Annotated in this window: 18 protein-coding genes; 7 read left to right on the forward strand and 11 right to left on the reverse strand. The window is 67.2% G+C overall.

Features of this window, described 5'->3' with window-relative positions; all coding sequences use genetic code 11:
* Positions 1-8 precede the first annotated feature (8 nt).
* Together CCZ28_RS16280 and prlC are read right to left on the reverse strand one after the other, a co-directional pair.
* The gene (locus CCZ28_RS16280) at positions 9-281 is read right to left on the reverse strand and encodes a YheV family putative zinc ribbon protein (protein WP_140219637.1); all 273 of its coding nucleotides are present in this window, start codon (positions 279-281) and stop codon (positions 9-11) included.
* Entirely contained in the window at positions 278-2,374 is a 2,097-nt protein-coding gene (prlC, locus tag CCZ28_RS16285; protein ID WP_205894595.1) for an oligopeptidase A, read from the reverse strand. Before prlC ends, CCZ28_RS16280 begins: the two co-directional genes overlap by 4 nt.
* Positions 2,375-2,418: 44 nt before the next feature.
* On the opposite strand from prlC, the gene CCZ28_RS16290 reads away from it, so the two are divergent.
* Positions 2,419-2,976: a gamma carbonic anhydrase family protein gene (locus CCZ28_RS16290; protein WP_140219641.1), complete on the forward strand. Its 558-nt coding sequence runs from the start codon at positions 2,419-2,421 to the stop codon at positions 2,974-2,976.
* 215 nt (positions 2,977-3,191) lie between these two features.
* Here CCZ28_RS16290 and CCZ28_RS16295 read toward each other — a convergent pair whose 3' ends face one another.
* On the reverse strand, positions 3,192-3,542 hold the full coding sequence (locus CCZ28_RS16295; protein ID WP_140219643.1) for a MerR family transcriptional regulator: 351 nt from the start codon (positions 3,540-3,542) through the stop codon (positions 3,192-3,194).
* A gap of 71 nt (positions 3,543-3,613) precedes the next feature.
* Between CCZ28_RS16295 and CCZ28_RS16300 the strand changes: the two genes are divergently transcribed.
* Positions 3,614-4,039 (forward strand): hypothetical protein, encoded by a 426-nt coding sequence (locus tag CCZ28_RS16300; protein ID WP_140219645.1) that lies wholly within the window; start codon positions 3,614-3,616, stop codon positions 4,037-4,039.
* Between the two features lie 101 nt (positions 4,040-4,140).
* Here CCZ28_RS16300 and aroE read toward each other — a convergent pair whose 3' ends face one another.
* The gene (gene aroE, locus CCZ28_RS16305) at positions 4,141-4,956 is read right to left on the reverse strand and encodes a shikimate dehydrogenase (RefSeq protein ID WP_140219647.1); all 816 of its coding nucleotides are present in this window, start codon (positions 4,954-4,956) and stop codon (positions 4,141-4,143) included.
* Between the two features lie 4 nt (positions 4,957-4,960).
* Positions 4,961-5,890, reverse strand: coding sequence for an oxygen-dependent coproporphyrinogen oxidase (hemF, locus tag CCZ28_RS16310; protein ID WP_140219649.1), 930 nt, complete (start codon positions 5,888-5,890; stop codon positions 4,961-4,963).
* 116 nt (positions 5,891-6,006) lie between these two features.
* Here hemF and CCZ28_RS16315 point away from each other — a divergent pair, with 116 nt between their 5' ends.
* Positions 6,007-6,984: an NADPH:quinone reductase gene (locus tag CCZ28_RS16315; RefSeq protein WP_140219652.1), complete on the forward strand. Its 978-nt coding sequence runs from the start codon at positions 6,007-6,009 to the stop codon at positions 6,982-6,984.
* Positions 6,985-7,142: 158 nt separating this feature from the next.
* Positions 7,143-10,529 (forward strand): PAS domain S-box protein, encoded by a 3,387-nt coding sequence (locus tag CCZ28_RS16320; RefSeq protein ID WP_140219654.1) that lies wholly within the window; start codon positions 7,143-7,145, stop codon positions 10,527-10,529.
* A gap of 3 nt (positions 10,530-10,532) precedes the next feature.
* Here the strand turns inward: CCZ28_RS16320 and CCZ28_RS16325 are convergent, their stop codons facing one another.
* The 3 genes from CCZ28_RS16325 to CCZ28_RS16335 all read right to left on the reverse strand — a co-directional run bounded on the left by CCZ28_RS16325 (position 10,533) and on the right by CCZ28_RS16335 (position 13,323).
* Positions 10,533-11,087, reverse strand: coding sequence for an L-threonylcarbamoyladenylate synthase (locus CCZ28_RS16325; protein WP_140219656.1), 555 nt, complete (start codon positions 11,085-11,087; stop codon positions 10,533-10,535).
* A gap of 64 nt (positions 11,088-11,151) precedes the next feature.
* The gene (gene dprA, locus CCZ28_RS16330) at positions 11,152-12,237 is read right to left on the reverse strand and encodes a DNA-processing protein DprA (RefSeq protein ID WP_140219658.1); all 1,086 of its coding nucleotides are present in this window, start codon (positions 12,235-12,237) and stop codon (positions 11,152-11,154) included.
* A 54-nt stretch (positions 12,238-12,291) separates the two neighbouring features.
* Positions 12,292-13,323, reverse strand: coding sequence for a LysM peptidoglycan-binding domain-containing protein (locus CCZ28_RS16335; RefSeq protein WP_140219660.1), 1,032 nt, complete (start codon positions 13,321-13,323; stop codon positions 12,292-12,294).
* Between the two features lie 231 nt (positions 13,324-13,554).
* Between CCZ28_RS16335 and def the strand changes: the two genes are divergently transcribed.
* From def to rsmB, 3 genes are read left to right on the forward strand one after another with little or no spacing between them, the layout of a single operon-like run.
* Entirely contained in the window at positions 13,555-14,061 is a 507-nt protein-coding gene (gene def / locus CCZ28_RS16340) for a peptide deformylase (RefSeq protein WP_140219662.1), read from the forward strand.
* Between the two features lie 58 nt (positions 14,062-14,119).
* The gene (gene fmt / locus CCZ28_RS16345; protein ID WP_140219664.1) at positions 14,120-15,064 is read left to right on the forward strand and encodes a methionyl-tRNA formyltransferase; all 945 of its coding nucleotides are present in this window, start codon (positions 14,120-14,122) and stop codon (positions 15,062-15,064) included.
* A complete protein-coding gene (gene rsmB / locus CCZ28_RS16350; RefSeq protein ID WP_140219666.1) occupies positions 15,061-16,362 on the forward strand; it encodes a 16S rRNA (cytosine(967)-C(5))-methyltransferase RsmB in 1,302 nt (433 codons plus the stop codon). Before fmt ends, rsmB begins: the two co-directional genes overlap by 4 nt.
* Here the strand turns inward: rsmB and CCZ28_RS16355 are convergent.
* Genes CCZ28_RS16355 through CCZ28_RS24750 form a run of 3 tightly spaced genes read right to left on the reverse strand, consistent with a single transcriptional unit; the run spans position 16,346 to position 18,024 of the window.
* On the reverse strand, positions 16,346-16,792 hold the full coding sequence (locus tag CCZ28_RS16355; RefSeq protein WP_140219668.1) for a bactofilin family protein: 447 nt from the start codon (positions 16,790-16,792) through the stop codon (positions 16,346-16,348). The genes rsmB and CCZ28_RS16355 overlap by 17 nt on opposite strands.
* A 16-nt stretch (positions 16,793-16,808) precedes the next feature.
* Positions 16,809-17,156, reverse strand: coding sequence for a hypothetical protein (locus tag CCZ28_RS24480; protein ID WP_167509250.1), 348 nt, complete (start codon positions 17,154-17,156; stop codon positions 16,809-16,811).
* A complete protein-coding gene (locus CCZ28_RS24750) occupies positions 17,149-18,024 on the reverse strand; it encodes a M23 family metallopeptidase (RefSeq protein ID WP_346764001.1) in 876 nt (291 codons plus the stop codon). The genes CCZ28_RS24480 and CCZ28_RS24750 overlap by 8 nt, the downstream gene beginning before the upstream one ends.
* Between the last annotated feature and the right edge of the window lie 16 nt (positions 18,025-18,040).

Consider the following 18,040-nt stretch of genomic DNA (forward strand, 5'->3'; position numbering starts at 1 on the left):
GGTCCAGCCTAGTCCGGCTTCTTCAGCTTGGGATTGGGAAAGAACTGCACCGCCTGCACGGTGGGATCAGCCTTCTTGGGCTTGAGCGCACTGATATTGACCCGCGTCGGCAATTCCTTGGGTACCGAATTACCGCGTTCGTCCAGGGTGTCGCTATAGCCGCAGGACACGCACTCGCGATGCGGCGTGCCCTCCTGGGTCCACATCTTCAGGGTGTCCTGCGCCTGGCAGGCGGGGCACACGGCCCCGGCGATGAACCTCTTGCGGACCGGCTCGCTCACGCCGCCTCCTCACTCAGCCCGGAATGGCGGAGCAGGGCGTCTATGCTCGGCTCGCGACCGCGGAAGTCGACGAACAGCACCATGGGGGCCTGGGAACCGCCACGCGCCAGGATGGCTTCGCGGAAGGCGCGCCCGGTTTCGGGGTTGAAGACACCTTCTTCCTCGAACTTGGCGAAGGCATCGGCGGACAGCACCTCGGCCCACTTGTAGCTGTAGTAACCCGCCGCGTAACCACCGGCGAAGATGTGGGCGAAGCTGTTGGGGAAGCGGTTGTAGGCGGGCGGACGCACCACCGAGATCTCGTCGCGAATACCTTCCAGTACCTCGCGCACGCTACGTCCATCGCCGTGGCTGGCGTGCAGCTCGAAGTCGAACAGCGAGAATTCCAGCTGGCGCAGCATCATCAGGCCGGACTGGAAGTTCTTCGCCGCCAGCATCTTGTCCAGCAGCTCCTGGGGCAGCGGCTCACCGGTCTCGTAGTGACCGGAGATCAACGCCAGGCCCTCGGGCTCCCAGCACCAGTTCTCCATGAATTGGCTGGGCAGCTCCACCGCATCCCAGGCCACGCCGTTGATGCCGGAGACGCTGGCGTGCTCGACGCGGGTCAGCAGGTGATGCAGGCCATGGCCGAATTCGTGAAAGAGGGTGGTCACCTCGTCATGGGTGAGCAGCGCCGGCTTGCCGGGGCTGGCCGGGGTGAAGTTGCACACCAGGTAGGCCACCGGATCGATCAGCCGGCCCTGGGCGTCGCGGCGCTTGTCACGGGCGCCGTCCATCCAGGCGCCGCCACGCTTGTTGGCGCGGGCATAGAGGTCGAAGTAGAAGCGGCCGATGGAGCTACCGTTCTCCTTGATCTCGAACAGGCGCACGTCCGGGTGCCACTTCTCGAAGTCGCGCAGCTCGGCGATCTCGATGCCATAGAGCTTCTGTACGGTGGCGAAGAGGCCGGACAGCACCTTGTCCACCGGGAACCAGGCGCGCACCTCTTCCTGGGATAGCGCATAGCGCTGCTGGCGCAGCTTCTCGGCGAAGTAGCCGGTGTCCCAACTCTGCAGATCGGTCACGCCCTGTTCGGCGGCGAAGGCGCGCAGCTCGTCCAGGTCACGCTGGGCGAAGGGCTTGGAGCGTACGGCGAGGTCGCGCAGGAAGCCCAGCACCTGGTCGCTGCTCTCGGCCATCTTGGTGGCCAGGGACAGCTCGGCGTAGTTGGCGTAGCCCAGCAGGCGGGCCAACTCCTGACGCAGGTCGAGCAGTTCTTCCATCACCGGGCCGTTGTCGAACTGGCCGGCATTGGGGCCCTGCTCGGAAGCGCGGGTGGCGTAGGCGGCATAGACCTCTTCACGCAGGGCGCGGTCATCGGCGTAGGTCATCACCGCGTAGTAGCTGGGGAATTCCAGGGTCACCAGCCAGCCGTCCAGCTCCTTGGCCTGGGCGGCGGCGGCCAGTTGCGCCTTGGCCGATTCGGGCAGGCCGGCCAGGGCCGCTTCGTCGGTGAGGTGCTTGGTCCAGGCCTGGGTGGCGTCGAGCAGCTGGTTGGAGAACTTGCTGCCCAGCTCGGACTTGCGCGCCTGGATGGCGGCATAGCGCTGCTGTTCGGCCGGCGGCAGATCGATGCCGGACAGACGGAAGTCGCGCAGGGCGTGTTCCAGGGTGGTCTTCTGGCCGACGTCGAAGCCCTTGGCTTCTTCGCTCTCGGCCAGGCGGCTGTAGGCCTGGAACAGGTCCTTGTTCTGGCCGATCTCGGTGGAATAGGCCGACAGCTTGGGCAGGCAGGCCTCGTAGGCGGCACGCAGCTCGGCGCTGTTGCACACGGCATTGAGGTGGCCGATAGGGCTCCAGGCCTGACCCAGCCGATCGTTCAGCTCGTCCATCGCCAGTACCAGACCGGCCCAGGTGGGCTGCTCCTTCTGGGTCTCGAGCAGCTTGGCCAGGGCCGCGCGGTTCTCGGCGAGGATGGTGTCGATGGCCGGCTCGACGTGCTCAGGCTTGATGGCAGAAAAGGGCGGCAGGTCGTAGGACTGAAGCAGCGGATTGCTGGCGCTCACGGCGTTCCCCTCGGGGCGATGGCTTTGACAGGTATATATGGAGCCCATCCTAATAGGTCTCAAGACCCTTCCGACGAGAAAAGGTATCTATCGTGACCATAAGGACCTTCCAGGGTAAGACCCCGCAACTGGGCGAGCGCGCCTTCGTCGACGCCACCGCCGTGGTGCTCGGCGACGTGACTCTCGGTGCAGACAGCTCGGTATGGCCGCTGACGGTGATCCGCGGCGACATGCACCGTATCCAGATCGGCGCCCGCGCCAGCATCCAGGACGGCAGCGTGCTGCACATCACCCATGCCGGCCCCTTCAATCCGGACGGCTATCCCTTGCTGATCGGCAACGACGTCACCGTCGGCCACCAGGTGACCCTGCACGGCTGCAGCATTGGCGACCGGGTGCTGGTGGGTATGGGCAGCATCGTCATGGACGGCGCGGTGGTGGAAGACGATGTAGTGATCGGCGCCGGCAGCCTGGTCCCGCCGGGCAAGCGGCTGGAGAGCGGCCATCTCTACGTCGGTCGTCCGGTGAAGCAGATTCGCCCGCTGGAAGATAAGGAACGGGCCTTCTTCACCTACAGCGCCGGCAACTACGTGAAGCTCAAGGACCAGCACCTGGCGGAAGGCTATGGGGAAGAGGGGTTTAGCGTTTGATCGCGGCCATGGCGGTCCGCCGATGCGGCCGCTCCCGATGGGCTTCGGCGTTTTGCTGATCGCGGCCATGGGCCGCTCCTCCTACAGATTAGCTCGTAGCCGTAGGAGCGGCCCATGGCCGCGATGGGAGTTCCCTCGGCGAAACGTCACGACAGCGAATGGCCCTGGGTTGGCTGAGACATTTCCACCATCGAAGCCCAACATGCCCAAAGCCGCTAACCCCGCAGCGGACAGGACTCTCCCATCCGCGCCTGGAGCGTCTGACGCAAGACCTGCAATTCCTCAATACGCGCCTCGATGACCGCCACCTTGTCGCGCAGCAACCCTTGCAGATAGGCGTCGGGATCGGCGGCGCGCTCGACCTCTTCAAGGTTGGCGGCAATCTCCTGCAGGCTGAAGCCCAGGCGCTGGGCGGTACGCAGGTAGCCCAGCCATTCCACGGCCTCGGGTGGATAGTCGCGATAGCCGTTGGCCCGACGACGAGCCTTGAGCAGCCCCTGGCGCTCGTAGAATCTCAGGGTGTCGCGGGTCAGGCCGGTGGCCTGGGCGAGGGTGCCGATACGCATCCGTTCTCCTTGACCTTGGACCTTACTCCAGGGTCGACACTGGGCTTCCTCTCATTCAAGGAAGTCCGTCTATGTGGAATAGCTCTGCCTATCTGCGGCTAGTGCGCGTCAGTGCTCTCTATGATCTGCTGGTCACCGTGCCCTTCGCCACCCCCTGGAGTCTCGCCTGGCTGTTGCGGCAACTCGATGCCCTTGGGCAGACCTTGGGACTTGCGCCGCTGCCCGTTTTCCCTCCGGAAGCCCTGTTGCTGGGCAATCTGCTGGGTTCCGTGGTGTGCGTCTGGTCGGTGCTGCGGCTGGCCAGGCCTTCGCTGCTGCTAGGCCGCCATGATGCCGTGGCCAGGGGCCTGTTCGCCCTCTGGATGGCCTGGGCGCTGTCCCAGGGCGCCAGCCCCTTGCTGATGGCCTTTCTGGTAGTCGAAATCGGCTTCGGCATCGCTCAGGCGTGGCCGGTGTCTCCTGCCATCCGCCACGCTCAGGCTCAGTTGGCCTGCTGACCGTTGGGCTTCGGCGATAAGGCCGCCTCAACCCAACCTACGACGAAGCTCCCGTAGGTTGGGTTGAGCGCAGCGAAGCCCAACACCGCCAGACACCAACCTCACCCCAATTGCCGCCGCAACTCCGCCAGCACCGGGGCGCTGTCCGGGCGCACACCGCGCCAGAGTTCGAAGGCCTCGGCCGCCTGTTCCACCAGCATGCCGAGGCCGTCGAGGCTGTGGAATGCGCCTTCGTCCAGGGCCCAGCGATTGAAGGGGGTGAGGTCCTTGCCGTACATCATGTCGTAGGTCACCGTCTGCGGGCCGATCACCGCCTCCGACAGCGGCGGGCGACCGCCGCCCAGGCTGGCGGAGGTGCCGTTGATGATGACGTCGAAGGGCTCGCGCAGGGTGGAGAAGGCCGCGACCTCGATGACGCCCAGCTCGGCGAATTCCCGCGCCAGTTGCAGGGCCTTGAGTTCGGTGCGATTGGCCAGTACCAGGTGTCCGGGATTACAGGCCAGCAGCGGCTGAAGCACGCCGCGCACGGCACCGCCGGCGCCCAGTACCAGGACGCGCCGGCCTTCCAGTTGCAGGCCGGCATTGACCGTGAGATCCCGCACCAGGCCGGCACCGTCGGTATTGTCGCCGAGCAGGCGGCCATTGGCCTGGCGCTTCAAGGTGTTGACCGCCCCGGCGCGGCGCGCGCGCGGGGTGAGTTCGTCGCACAGCCGGTAGGCCTCTTCCTTGAAGGGTACCGTGACGTTGGCGCCCAGGCCGCTCTGGAAGAAGCTGCGGGCGCTTTCGGCGAAACCGTCCAGCGGCGCCAATAGGGGGCCGTAGTGCAGACGCTGGCCGGTCTGGTCGGCGAACAGGCTGTGGATCAGCGGCGACTTGCTGTGGGCAATGGGGTTGCCGAAGACGGCATAGCGATCCATGGGACTATCCTGCGGACGAAGGTTCGAGCGCGAGCCAGTCGCGGTCGGTAAGGAAGAAATCGGTCAGCCGCGCCTCGGGCGAACCCGGTTCGGGTTTCCAGTCGTAGCCCCAACGCACCTGCGGCGGCAGCGACATGAGGATGGACTCGGTGCGCCCACCGGATTGCAGGCCGAACAGGGTGCCGCGGTCGTAGACCAGGTTGAATTCCACGTAGCGGCCGCGGCGATAGGCCTGGAATTCCCGTTCGGCTTCGCTGTACGGCTGATGACGCCGGCGCTGGACGATGGGCAGGTAGGCGTCGACGAAGGCATCGCCGATGGCACGCTGGAAGGCGAAGCAGGTGTCGAAGTCCCAGTCGTTCAGGTCGTCGAAGAACAGCCCGCCGATGCCGCGCGGCTCGCCGCGGTGCTTGAGGTGGAAATAGCGATCGCACCAGGCCTTGTAGCGCGGATAGACGTCGGCGCCGAAGGGCGCGCAGGCGTCATGGCAGACCTGGTGCCAGTGCACGCAGTCGGCCTCGTTGCCATAGTAGGGGGTCAGGTCCAGACCGCCGCCGAACCACCAGACCGGCGCTTCGCCGGGCTTTTCGGCGAGGAAGAAGCGCACGTTGGCGTGGGCGGTGGGGATATGCGGATTGCGCGGATGCATGACCAGCGAGACACCCATCGCCTCGAAACTACGCCCGGCCAGTTCCGGCCGATGGGCGCTGGCCGAAGGCGGCAGGCTGTCGCCGTGGACATGGGAGAAATTCACGCCGCCCTTTTCCAGCACGGCGCCCTCGGCGATCACCCGGGTACGGCCACCGCCGCCGGTCGGCCGGGTCCAGGCGTCTTCGACGAAACGCGCCGCGCCATCCTCGGCTTCCAGTGCCGCGCAGATGCGCTCCTGCAGAGCGAGCAGATAGGCCTTGACGGCCTCCAGGGAGGGATTCATCGCGGAGAGTTCCAGACCAGCGGGGAGGGCAGAGCATAACACCGGCATCCGACCGGTTGACGCGGCCCGCGGTTGCGGCTTGGATGGAGGATCACGCCAACCAGGAAAACGACAACATGGCCCAGCGCATCCAGTTCAGCCAAACCGGTGGTCCCGACGTACTCGAACTCGTGGATTTCGAACCCGCCGCTCCCGGCCCCGACGAGGTACGGGTGCGCAACCATGCCATCGGCCTCAACTTCATCGAGACCTACTACCGCAGCGGTCTCTATCCGCCGCCGTCGCTGCCGTCGGGCCTGGGCACCGAGGGAGCCGGGGTAGTGGAGGCGGTCGGCAGCGCCGTGCAGCGTTTCAAGGCGGGTGATCGGGTGGCCTATGCCACCGGGCCGCTGGGTGCCTATGGCGAGGTGCATGTGCTGCCCGAGCGCCATCTGGTGCACCTGCCGGAAGCGGTGTCCTTCGAGCAGGGCGCGGCGGTGATGCTCAAGGGACTGACCGTGCAATACCTGCTGCGCCAGACCTATCCGCTGCAGGCCGGCGATACCGTGCTGTTCCATGCCGCCGCGGGCGGCGTCGGCTCCCTGGCCTGCCAGTGGGCCAAGGCCCTGGGCGTGCGCCTGATCGGCACCGCCGGCTCGGCGGAAAAGCTGGAGAAGGCCAAGGCACTGGGCGCCTGGGCAGTGATCGACTATCGAAAGGAAGACGTCCCGGCCCGGGTACGTGAACTGACCGACGGCGCCAAGGTACCGGTGGTCTACGACGGCGTCGGCAAGGATACCTGGGAGATGTCGCTGGATTGCCTGGCCCCGCGCGGCCTGCTGGTCAGCTTCGGCAATGCCTCCGGTGCGGTGACCGGGGTCAACCTGGGTATCCTCTCGCAGAAGGGCTCGCTGTACGTCACCCGCCCGACGCTGGGGACCTACGCCGCCTCGCCCGAAGCCCTGCAGGACATGGCCGACCAGCTGTTCGAGCTGATCATCGATGGCCGCATCCAGGTGGACATCGGGCGGCGCTATCCGCTGGCCGAGGTACAGGAAGCGCACCGGGCACTGTCGGCGCGAGAGACCAGCGGCTCGACGATCCTGTTGCCCTGAAACGAGGCCGCTGGCCATCCGTTTCGGTGAAATCGTGACGGCCATTAAGTTTCCTCACGCAAGGCGGCACGACGGGAACAAAAGCCTGTCTATTTCGGACAGTTGAACCCTCATGGGCTCGACACTCCTCACGAATCGGCCGGATCGCTGCCCTTGCCATGCCTACCTCCAGCCCCCTCGCCAGCCTGCTCGACGGTGCCACGGAAACGGCGCTGATCACCCTGACCCCCGAGGGACGGATCGGGCAGTGGTGTCCGGCCATTGCCCGATTGCTGGGCTGGAACGCCGAGGACAAGCTGGGCGAACCCATCGCCGGCCTTCTGGTGCCGGAGCCGCCCGTCGACCAGTGGCTGGTCACGCTCGAACGCTGCCAGAGCCAGGGCCTGCGCCATCGCGACGGCCATGTCGTGCGTCTCGATCTGCACCTGGTGCCCCTGCGCCGCGCGGAGATCGCGGTGGGTTGGCTGTTGCATGTCTGGCAGGCGCCGGCCAGCCGCACGCGCTTCGCCGCCCGCAGCAGCGCCGAACGGGATCTGGCGCAGCGCCTGCAAGCCCTGGGCGAGTGGTCGCGGCGACTCAGTGGCGCCCAGGATCTCGCCGCCGTCCGCCTGTGCGCCACCCAGGCCCTGCGGGATCTCGCCAACGATCCCCAGGCCCGACTGTCGGCGGCAACCGAGACCGCGAGCCTGATAGCCGATCCACACCTCATTCCCCTGGGCCCGTCAGCGCAGTCGTTGGGCTACCTGCAACTGAGCAAAGCCCCGGTCGATGCCGACACCCGCCTGTTGCTGGACCAGTTGGCCCTGCTGCTCGGCGCCCTGCTGGAGCGTCATCGTCAGCGCGAGCAGGTGCAGCAACTCGAACAGCGCCTCTCGCTGGAACAGGGCCTGCTGGCCAGCGTGTTGCAACAGGCGCCGCTGGGCATCTCCATCACCGAGGCGGGCAGCGAGAAGGCGGTGATGCTCAATGATCGCGTCAAGGTGCTGCTGGGCAAGTGTCCGCAAGGAGAGACGCTGGATGAGCGCTATCAAGCCATCGGCGCCCTGCATGCCAATGGCCAGCCCTATGCGGTGGACGACTACCCCACCGTGCGGGTGCTGCGCAGCGGCCAACCGGTGGCTCCCGAGCTGATGCGCTATCGCCGCCCCGACGGCAGTATCCGTTTGCTGGAAGTCTCCAGTGCACCGGTCCGCGCGCCGAACGGCAAGGTGATCGCCTCCGTTACCCTGTTCGACGATGTCCAGCAGCGAGTGGATGCCGAAAATGCCCTGCGCGAACATAGCGCACGCCTCGCCAGCCTGATCAACCAGGCGGCGGTCGGCATCTGCCAGACCGATGCCAGCGGGCGCCTGCTGCTCGCCAATCGGCGCTATTGCGAGTTGCTCGGGCGCCACGAAATGGGCGTGCTGGAGCAGACTCTGCAGGCCCAGACCCATCCCGATGATCGCGCAGCCCTGGAAAGCAGCCTGGCCGTACTGCGCGAGCGGGGTGACAGCTTCAAGCTGGACCAGCGCTTCCAGCGTCCCGATGGCGCGGTGGTCTGGGTCAGCCTGCACGGCTCGCCCCTGCAATCGGAAGTCGGCCAGGAGCTGTCGGTGAGCCTGGTGGTGGTCGACCTGACCCAGCGCAAGCAGGCCGAAGCCGCGTTGCACCTGTCCAACCAGCGCTTTCGCAATGCCGTGGAGGCGGTTCAAGGGGTGGTCTGGACGACCAATGCCGAGGGTTATCTGCTGGGTAACCAGCACGCCTGGAGCGAGCTGACCGGCCAGAGTTATGCCCAGTACCAAAAGGAAGGCTGGGCCGCCGCCCTGCATCCCGACGACGCGCCCCGCACCCTGCGCCGCTGGCGGCTGGCCGTACAACAGCAGGTGGACTTCCACGACGAGCACCGCCTGCGCTGCCGCGATGGCCAGTGGCGCACCTTCAGCGTGCGCGCCTTGCCGGTGCGCGAAGGCGGGGTGGTGCGCGAGTGGGTCGGGGTCCATACCGACGTCAGCGAGATGCGCATGGCGGAGCATCGCCTGCGGCGCCTGGCCGAGTTGCTCGAACAGCGCGTCCACGAGCGCACCGTCGAACGCGACCGCATGTGGCGGGTGGCCGATGACCTGCTCGGGGTGATCCAGGGCCAGCGCTGGCTCAGTCGCAATCCGGCCTGGGGTCGCGTGCTCGGCTGGGACGACGAGGAACTGCGCCACCAGCCACCCACGTCCCTGGAGCATCCCGACGATCCGCCGGTATTTCCGCGCCTGGCCGCCCTGCGCCATGGCGAGGCCCTGAGCGATCTACCCGGGCGCCTGCGCACCCGTGACGGTCACTGGCGCCACATGATGTGGAAGGCCACCGCCGACCATGACGGCCGCATCTATGTCTTCGGTCGCGATATCACCACCGAACACGAGGCATCCCTGGCCCTGCAGAACGCCGAAGCGGCGCTGCGCCAGGCGCAGAAGATGGAAGCCATCGGTCATCTCACCGGCGGCATCGCCCACGACTTCAACAACCTGCTCACCGGTATCAGCGGCTCGCTGGAGTTGCTCAGGCGCCGGCTGGATCAGGGACGCCACGACAATCTGCAACGCTACCTCGACACCGCCGAGCAATCCGCCACCCGCGCCGCCGCCCTGACCCACCGGCTACTGGCCTTCGCTCGCCGCCAGACCCTGGACCCGCGCCCGGTGGACGTGAACGAACTGATCCTGTCCCTGGAGGAGTTGTTCCAGCGCACCCTGGGCGAGCGGATCACCCTGCGCAGCCACCTCAGCCCCCAGTTGCCGCCCGCGCGGACCGATACCAACCAGCTGGAAAACGCCCTGCTGAACCTGGTGATCAATGCTCGCGACGCCATGCCCGAGGGTGGCCGCCTGACCCTGGAGACCGCGCTGGACCACCTCACCGACCTGGCCGCCGAGCACGAATTGGCGCCCGGCGACTATGTTCGCCTGACCATCGCCGATACCGGCAGCGGCATGCCCGCCGAGGTGGTGGACCGCGCCTTCGATCCCTTCTTCACCACCAAGCCCATTGGCCAGGGCACCGGACTGGGGCTGTCCATGCTCTATGGCTTCATCAAGCAGTCGGGCGGCCATGTCACTCTGGAAAGTGCGCCCGGCAGCGGCACCCGGGTCAGCCTCTGGCTACCCTGCGCCCCCGCCGAGTCGCCGGCCGCGGACCGCGAACCCCAGGCGGCCATCGCCCAGAGCCGTGGCGAACGGTTGCTGTTGGTGGAAGATGATGTCTCGGTACGGCTGCTGCTGCGGGAAATGCTCACCGAACTGGGCTATCGCGTCCGCACCGCGGCCAGCGCGTCGGCCGCCCTGACCCTGGTCGACGGCGGGCTGCCGTGCGATCTGCTGATCACCGATCTCGGCCTGCCCGATCTCGACGGCGGCGAACTGGCCGCGCGCCTGCGCGAGCGCTGCCCGGACTTGCCGGTGCTGTTCGTCAGCGGCCACGCCGAGCGCCCCACGCCCAATGGCGAACCGGCACTGGCCAAGCCCTTCCAGATCGAGGCCTTGGCGCGTCAGCTGCGTCAGTTGCTGGATTGAAATCTAGGGCCGGAACACCTTGCCGGTCACCAGATCGCGGATCACGCTGGGATTCTTGCGCCCGCCCAGCTCGCCGCTGAGGATGCCGTCCAGGCCGTCTGGAAAGTATTGCTGAACCCGCAGTCGCGAGCGCGCCGCCGGGCGTCCCGCCGGATTGGCCGAGGTGGAGATCAGCGGACCGGTCAAGGCACAGAGCTCACCTACCAGCGGATGCTCGGAGACCCGTAGCGCCACGGTGGCGTGGGCGCCGGTCACCCAACCGGGCAGGCGATTGTGGTGGGGTACCAGCCAGGTATTGGGTCCCGGCCAGGTACTGGCCAGCTTGGCCAGGGCCTCTTCCGGCAGGTCATGGAGCAGAAAGTCGAACTGGCGGATGTTGTCGGCGACCAGGATCAGCCCCTTTTCCATAGGCCTCCGTTTGAGCGTCAGCAGGCGATAGACCGCAGCCTGATCCCAGGGATCGCAGCCCAGTCCCCAGACGGCCTCGGTGGGATAGGCCAGCACGCCCCCCTCACGTACGACCCGCGCCGCCTGCCGCACTCGCCAGCTGTTGTGCATCGCCTTGCCTCCGCTAAATCCCTGAAGTCTACCCGAGCGCGGCGGCGTTGCCAGTCGTGTGCATTCAGCCCAGCCGACTCCAGCTGCCCTGCATCGCCGCGACCCGCCCCTCAAGCTCCAGCTCGGTCAGCCGCATCAGCACCTCGGGCAGCGCCAGTCCGCTGAGGTGGGTCAATTCCTCGCTATTGAGCGGACCGGCAGCGAGGTGCCGCAGCAGGACGTCATCCTCGCTCGGCGCGGGCGCCGCGACTGCGGGCAGGCTGCGCCATCCCTGCAAGGCCTCGAGGATATGTTCCACGCTTTCCACCAGTTGCGCGCCCTCGCGAATCAGCTGATGACAGCCGCGGGCGCCGGGATGATGGATAGAGCCGGGCAGGGCGAACACCTCGCGGCCCTGCTCGGCGGCCAGGCGCGCGGTGATCAGCGAGCCGCTGGAGGGGCTGGCCTCCACCACCAGGGTGCCCAGGCTGAGGCCGCTGATGATGCGATTACGCTTGGGAAAATTGGCCGCCTGGGGCGTGCAATCCAGGGGCAGCTCGGATACCAGTGCGCCGCCTTCGGCCAGCAGGCGCCGGGCCAGGCCCAGGTGGCGGCGGGGATAGAGCTGTTGCAGCCCGGTCCCCAGGACGGCCAGGGTAGCGCCCCCGGCATCCAGCGCGCCCTGGTGCGCGGCGCCATCGATGCCCAGCGCCAGGCCGCTGGTCACGCAGAAGCCGGCGGCGGCCAGGCTGTGGGCGAAGCGTCGCGCGTTGTCCAGGCCCTGGGCGCTGGCCTGGCGACTGCCGACCAGGGCCAGCTGGGGCTGATCGAGCAGTTCTACCCGGCCTTCGACGAACAGCAGCGGCGGCGGGTCGGCGATTTCGCCGAGCAGGGCCGGATAGCCGTCCTCGCCCAGGCAGAGCAGATGGCGGTCGGGCGCTTCGAGCCAGGCCAGGGCACGCGCCGCGCGTTCGCGGGTCTCGGCACTGCGACGGGCGTCGGCGGCCACGGCCGGTAGACGCAGGGTACGCCAGGCCGACGCCGGCGCACTGAGGGCCGCGGCGGCGCTACCGAAGGCCTTCAACAACAGCCGGTGACGCACCGCGCCGATCTCCGGCAGGGCGTGCAGACGGAGCCGAGCTTCCTGCTCGGCGGGGGAGAGGCTAGCCATGGGTGTCGTCCTTGAGAGTCGAAGGTCGCCGTCCTGGCGACCTGCAGAAAGCGCTTAGGGGTTGCGCACCTTGTCCATGATCGATAGTTGTCGCGTCGCCAGCAGGACCAGGCCGTAGCTGATCTTGTCGTAGGTGCGGAACACCATCAGCAAGCCGGCGCGCTCATCGGGAATCTTCACCTGCTCGCCGGTGATGCGGTCGCGTACCGTTTCGCCGGTCTTGTAGACCGCCAGCACGTTACCCTCCACCAGGCCATCGCGCGCGCCCTTGTTCAGGGTCACCACATCGAATTGGCCCACCTGGGTCACGCCCCGGGGCACGTCGAGAATCAGGCCACTGATCGGGCGATCCGGCGCACTGGGCATGAAGGAGGAGTTCACCAGCCGCTCTTCGGTGGGGAAGAGCCGGTCGCCGATACGGACCTCCTGGTTGGTCCGGGTCAGCCTGAGGGTGGCGATATCGCCTTCCTCAGCGACCAGCACGGCATTGCCGATGAAATCGCCATTGATACCGAGGAAGGCACCGGTCTTGGGATCGATATAAGTCTTGCCCTGCCGATAGATACCGAAGGCCGACACCCCCGGCTGCAGCTTGCCGCGCACATAGATGCGGTCGCCAGCGCCACTCACCACGCGCTCGGCGTTGCCGGCCACCACATAGGGCGCGCGTTGGAACTGCTCCACCGCGTCGAAGGCGCGGTTCTGCAGCAGGAAGCTGTTCACCGCTTCCAGCGGAATGGCCGGGACGGCTTCGGTGATGGGCGTGCTGCGCACCGTGGGCGACAGCTTGATGGTCCCGCGCGAGGCGCCGCGGTTGAGCTGCAGGCGAGGCTGGCCATCGACATAGCTCAGCACTAGCGTATCGCCAGGATAGATGAGGTTGGGATTCTTGATCTGCGGATTGGCCTGCCAGATCTCCGGCCATTCCCAGGGCTTGCTCAGAAACTTGCCGGAGATGTCCCAGAGGGTGTCGCCGCGTACCACCGTGTAGCTGTCGGGGTGATCCGGGCGCAGGGTGACAGCTGCATACGCCGACTGCAAGGCGCCCGCTGCGACCAGCAGCAGGGCGAACAAAGATTTCCTCATGCGCCGAATCCCTTTACACTCTTAGCCTTGAAGAACCGTCTTCACGCAAACGTCGGGGAATCGCCCCAGTCGTGCCCTGAGCGCCACCTCGAGTCGGCCCGGGCAGCGCAGGCGCTCATCCCCGTCGACCGACGTCATCCGCCCTCTGGAACTACCCAGATCCGGGTGGATACAACGCTGCGGCATCTTAGCAGCGCCCCTTGACTGTATTCCACAAGTGCCCTCAACGCCATGGCGATCCTAGACATCCTCGAATTTCCCGATCCCCGCCTGCGCACCGTCGCCAAGCCCATTGCCACGGTGGACGATGCCCTGCGCCAGACCATCGACGACATGTTCGAGACCATGTACGAAGCGCCTGGCATCGGCCTTGCCGCCACCCAGGTCAACGTCCATCGGCGCCTGGTGGTGATCGACATCAGCGAAGACAAGAGCGAGCCGCTGGTCTTCATCAACCCGGAAGCCGAGCCGCTCACCCAAGAACTGGGCGAGTATCAGGAAGGCTGCCTGTCGATCCCCGGCTTCTATGAAAAGGTCTGCCGCCCCGAGCGGGTCCGGGTGAAAGCCCTGGATCGCGACGGCAAGCCCTTCGAGCTGGAGTGCGACGGCCTGCTGGCGGTGTGCATCCAGCATGAGATCGATCACCTCGACGGCAAGCTGTTCGTCGACTACCTGTCGCCGCTCAAACGCGACCGCATCAAGAAGAAGCTCGAAAAGCAGCAGCGCCACAAGGCCTGATCGCCCTGGCGGACGGCGTCATCGGCGTCCGCCGCTCGCCCTTTCCGCCAGGTCCGCCATGTCCAGATCCCTTCGCCTCGTCTTCGCCGGAACTCCGGAATTCGCCGCCGTGCACCTGCAGGCGCTGATCGACTCCGGCTATCCCATCGCCGCTGTCTACACCCAGCCCGACCGCCCCGCCGGGCGCGGCCAGAAATTGGCCATGAGTCCGGTCAAGCAACTGGCCCTGGCCCACGGCATTCCCGTCGAGCAGCCACCGACCCTGCGCGATCCCGCCGCCCAGGCCACCCTGGCGGCGCTGGAGCCCGATCTGCTGGTGGTGGTCGCCTACGGGCTGATCCTGCCCCAGGCGGTGCTGGATATCCCGCGCCTGGGTTGCATCAATAGCCATGCCTCGCTGTTACCGCGCTGGCGCGGCGCGGCGCCCATCCAGCGGGCGCTGGAGGCGGGCGATGCCGAATCCGGCGTCACCGTGATGCGCATGGAAGCCGGCCTGGATACCGGGCCGATGCTGAGCAAGGTGACGACGGCGCTCACCGCCGAGGATACCGGTGGCAGCCTGCATGATCGCCTGGCTGCCCTGGGCGCCGCAGCGGTGGTCCAGGCGCTGCCCGGTCTGGCTGACGGCAGTCTGGCGGGCGAAGTCCAGAACGATGACCTGGCCACCTACGCCCATAAATTGAACAAGGACGAAGCCCGGCTGGACTGGGAACGTCCGGCCGTGGAACTGGAACGCCGCATCCGCGCCTTCGATCCCTGGCCGCTGTGTCATACCGCCCTGGCCGGTGAGCCGCTCAAGGTCTGGGCCGCCGAGCTGGCCGAAGGGCAGGGAGTACCCGGCATGGTGCTCGATGCCGATCGCAGCGGCCTGCTGATCGCCTGCGGCAAGGGCGCCCTGCGCCTGACCCGTCTGCAACTGCCGGGCGGCAAGCCCCTGGCCTTCGCCGACCTCTACAACGCCCGCCGCGAGCGCTTCGCGCCCGGCCAGGTGCTGGGCCTATGAACCCCCGGCTGGCGGCGACCCGCGCCCTGGCGGCGGTGCTCGCCGGCCGCGCTTCCCTGGGCAGCAGCCTGCCCGAGCAACTGGCCAAGGTGGAGCCACGGGATCGCGCCCTGGCCCAGGACCTGGCCTTCGGCACCGCCCGCTGGCAACCGCGGCTGTCGCTGCTGGCGGAAAAGCTGCTGCAAAAGCCCTTCAAGGCCGGCGACCGGGATCTCGAAGCCCTGCTGCTGATCGGTCTCTACCAGCTGTTCTACACCCGCATCCCGGCCCACGCCGCCATCGGCGAGACGGTGGGCTGCGTCGACAAGCTGAAGAAATCTTCGGCCAAGGGCCTGCTCAACGCCGTGTTGCGCCGCGCCCAGCGCGAATACGACAGCCTGCTGCCGGCCCTGGAACACGACCCGGCGGCGCGCCTGGCCCATCCGCGCTGGCTGCAGAAAGCCCTCAAGGCGCGCTGGCCGGAGCACTGGGAAGCCATAGCCACCGCGAACAACCTGCATCCGCCACTGATCCTCCGGGTCAATCGACGCCAGGGCAGTCGCGACGCCTATCTGGCCGAACTGGCCGCCGCTGGTATCGAGGCCGTACCCTGCACCTTCAGCGCCGACGGCATCCGCCTGTTGCAGCCCCAGGACGTCACCGCCCTGCCGGGCTTCGCCGCGGGTCGCCTGAGCGTGCAGGACGAAGCCGCCCAGCTGGCCGCCGAGTTGCTGGAGCTGGCGCCTGGCCAACGGGTACTGGACGCCTGCGCGGCGCCGGGTGGCAAGACCTGTCACCTGCTGGAGCGCGAACCGGGGCTGGCCGAGGTGGTGGCGCTGGACGCCGATGCCGGGCGGCTGCAACGCGTCGAACAGAATCTCGCCCGCCTGGGTCTCGCGGCCCGTACCCTGGCCGCCGATGGCCGCGCCGTGGCCGACTGGTGGGACGGCAAGCCCTTCCAGCGCATCCTGCTGGACGCACCCTGCAGCGCGACCGGGGTGATCCGCCGCCATCCGGACATCAAGCTGACCCGCCAGGCCGCCGACATCCCGCCCCTGGTGCAGTTGCAGGGCGAATTGCTCGACGCCCTCTGGCCGACCCTGGAGGTGGGCGGCATCCTGCTCTATGCCACCTGTTCAGTACTGCCGGAAGAAAACAGCGACAACCTGGCCGCCTTCCTCGCCCGCACGCCGGGCGCCCGCGAACTGGATATCCCCGCCCCCTGGGGGATCGCTCAAGCCCATGGCCGCCAGCTACTACCCCAGGCGGAAGGCCAAGATGGCTTCTATTACGCCAAACTGATCAAGATCGCTCGCTAGCTTCGGGCGATTGTGGCAGGAGGGCCGCCGCCGGCTGGGGTAACTCCAATACCGCAGCGCCTTCGTCGAGGCGGCGCAGGGTACCTTCCACCACGGCACCGTTCTCCATGCTCAACTGGCGATAGGTGATGTTGCCACTCACCCGGGCGTTGGAGTGCAGCTCGAGCAGGTGCTCGACCCGCAGGTCACCGATGATGGTGCCATCGATCAAGGCGTCGTAGCTACTCACGTCACCTTCCACCACGCCATTGACGCTGACTGCCAACAGGCTGGTGGTGCCCGGCTTGAAGCTGACGCGACCACGGATCCGGCCATCGACCTTGAGGCCATCGCTGAACTCCAGATCACCCTGGACCGACAGATTGTCGGCGATCAGGCTGGAAAAGCCATTCACCGCGGGGCGGGGTGCCGCCTTCTTTCGATTGAACATCCGTGCTGCTCTCCGATTAGGGTTTTTGATTCTGGCGGCGGAAAAAGGCCAGCTCCGCGGTCAGGCGCTCGATCTGCGCCAACAGGGCGGCATTGCGCTCGGTCAGCTGGCGCTCGGTGGCCGTGCCCAACTGCAGATCCACCGCCTGTTTCTTCAGGCTGTCGCGCAGTTGCTGATTCTCGACCTGCAGGCGTTGCCGTTCGGCCTGGTGCTCCCGCTGCATGCCGTAGCCGACGACCAACAGCACCAGGGGAAGCAGCAGGAGCAGCCCGAGTCCCAGCCAGCGAAGCAGACGCCGCTGCGGCGCCAGCTGCAGGCGCAGCTCGCCACGTAGCAGCTCGCGGCTCGACGCCCCCTTAGTCACGCGCCGAACCATCGACCTCAGGCTCCAACTGACCCAGGGCGAGGAAGCGCTGGGGATCGACGAACTGGCCGTCGCGCAGGACCTCGAAATGCAGATGAGGTCCGGTGGAGCGCCCGGTGGAGCCGACCGCACCGAGTGCCTGCCCCGGGGTGACTACCTGGCCTTCCTTGACGAAGATGCGACTCAGGTGGGCATAGCGGGTGGCCAGACCATTGCCGTGGTCGACCTCCACTTGATTGCCGTAGCCACCCAGGGCACCGACCGCCTGTACCCGGCCCCCGGCGGCGGCGCGGACCGGGGTCCCGGTGGGAGCGGCGAAATCGACGCCAGAATGGAAGGCCAGGTGACCATTGAAGGGATCGATCCGATTGCCGAACAAAGAGCCGAGGCGCGCATGCTCCACCGGACGCCACGAGGGAATCGCCATCAGCGCGGCGTTACGGCTGGCCACCCGGTTCAACAACTGATCCAGCTGCTGGCGCAGGCACAGCGCCACCTGTTCGCTCGCGGCGAGCTTACGTAATGGGGGACCCTGTTCGGCGCCGCTGGCATTGCAGGACCGGGGAGGCAGCCAGGCACCACCCTGGGCACCCTGGACCCGCGGTTCGGCCAGCAGCGCCGGCAGCAAGGCGGGATCGACCGCCGTCACCTGGTCGCGCAAGGTCTGGTTCTGTTCCAGCATGCGCTGCAAGGCCTGGGTATCGGCTTCCAGCGATTGGAGGCGGCCAACCAGCGTGCCCATTCGCTCCAGCGCCAGGGGATCGCTCACCGTCGACGAAGAGACCGGGATCGCTGTAGGCAGCGTCACGGCAGGCGACATCCGGCCACCGAACCAACAGCCCAGGGCGAAGGTAGCGAGGGAGCTCACTACCAGCAGCAACCAA

The organism is Pseudomonas oryzihabitans (genome assembly GCF_006384975.1).
GTDB classification, from domain to species: domain Bacteria; phylum Pseudomonadota; class Gammaproteobacteria; order Pseudomonadales; family Pseudomonadaceae; genus Chryseomonas; species Chryseomonas psychrotolerans_B.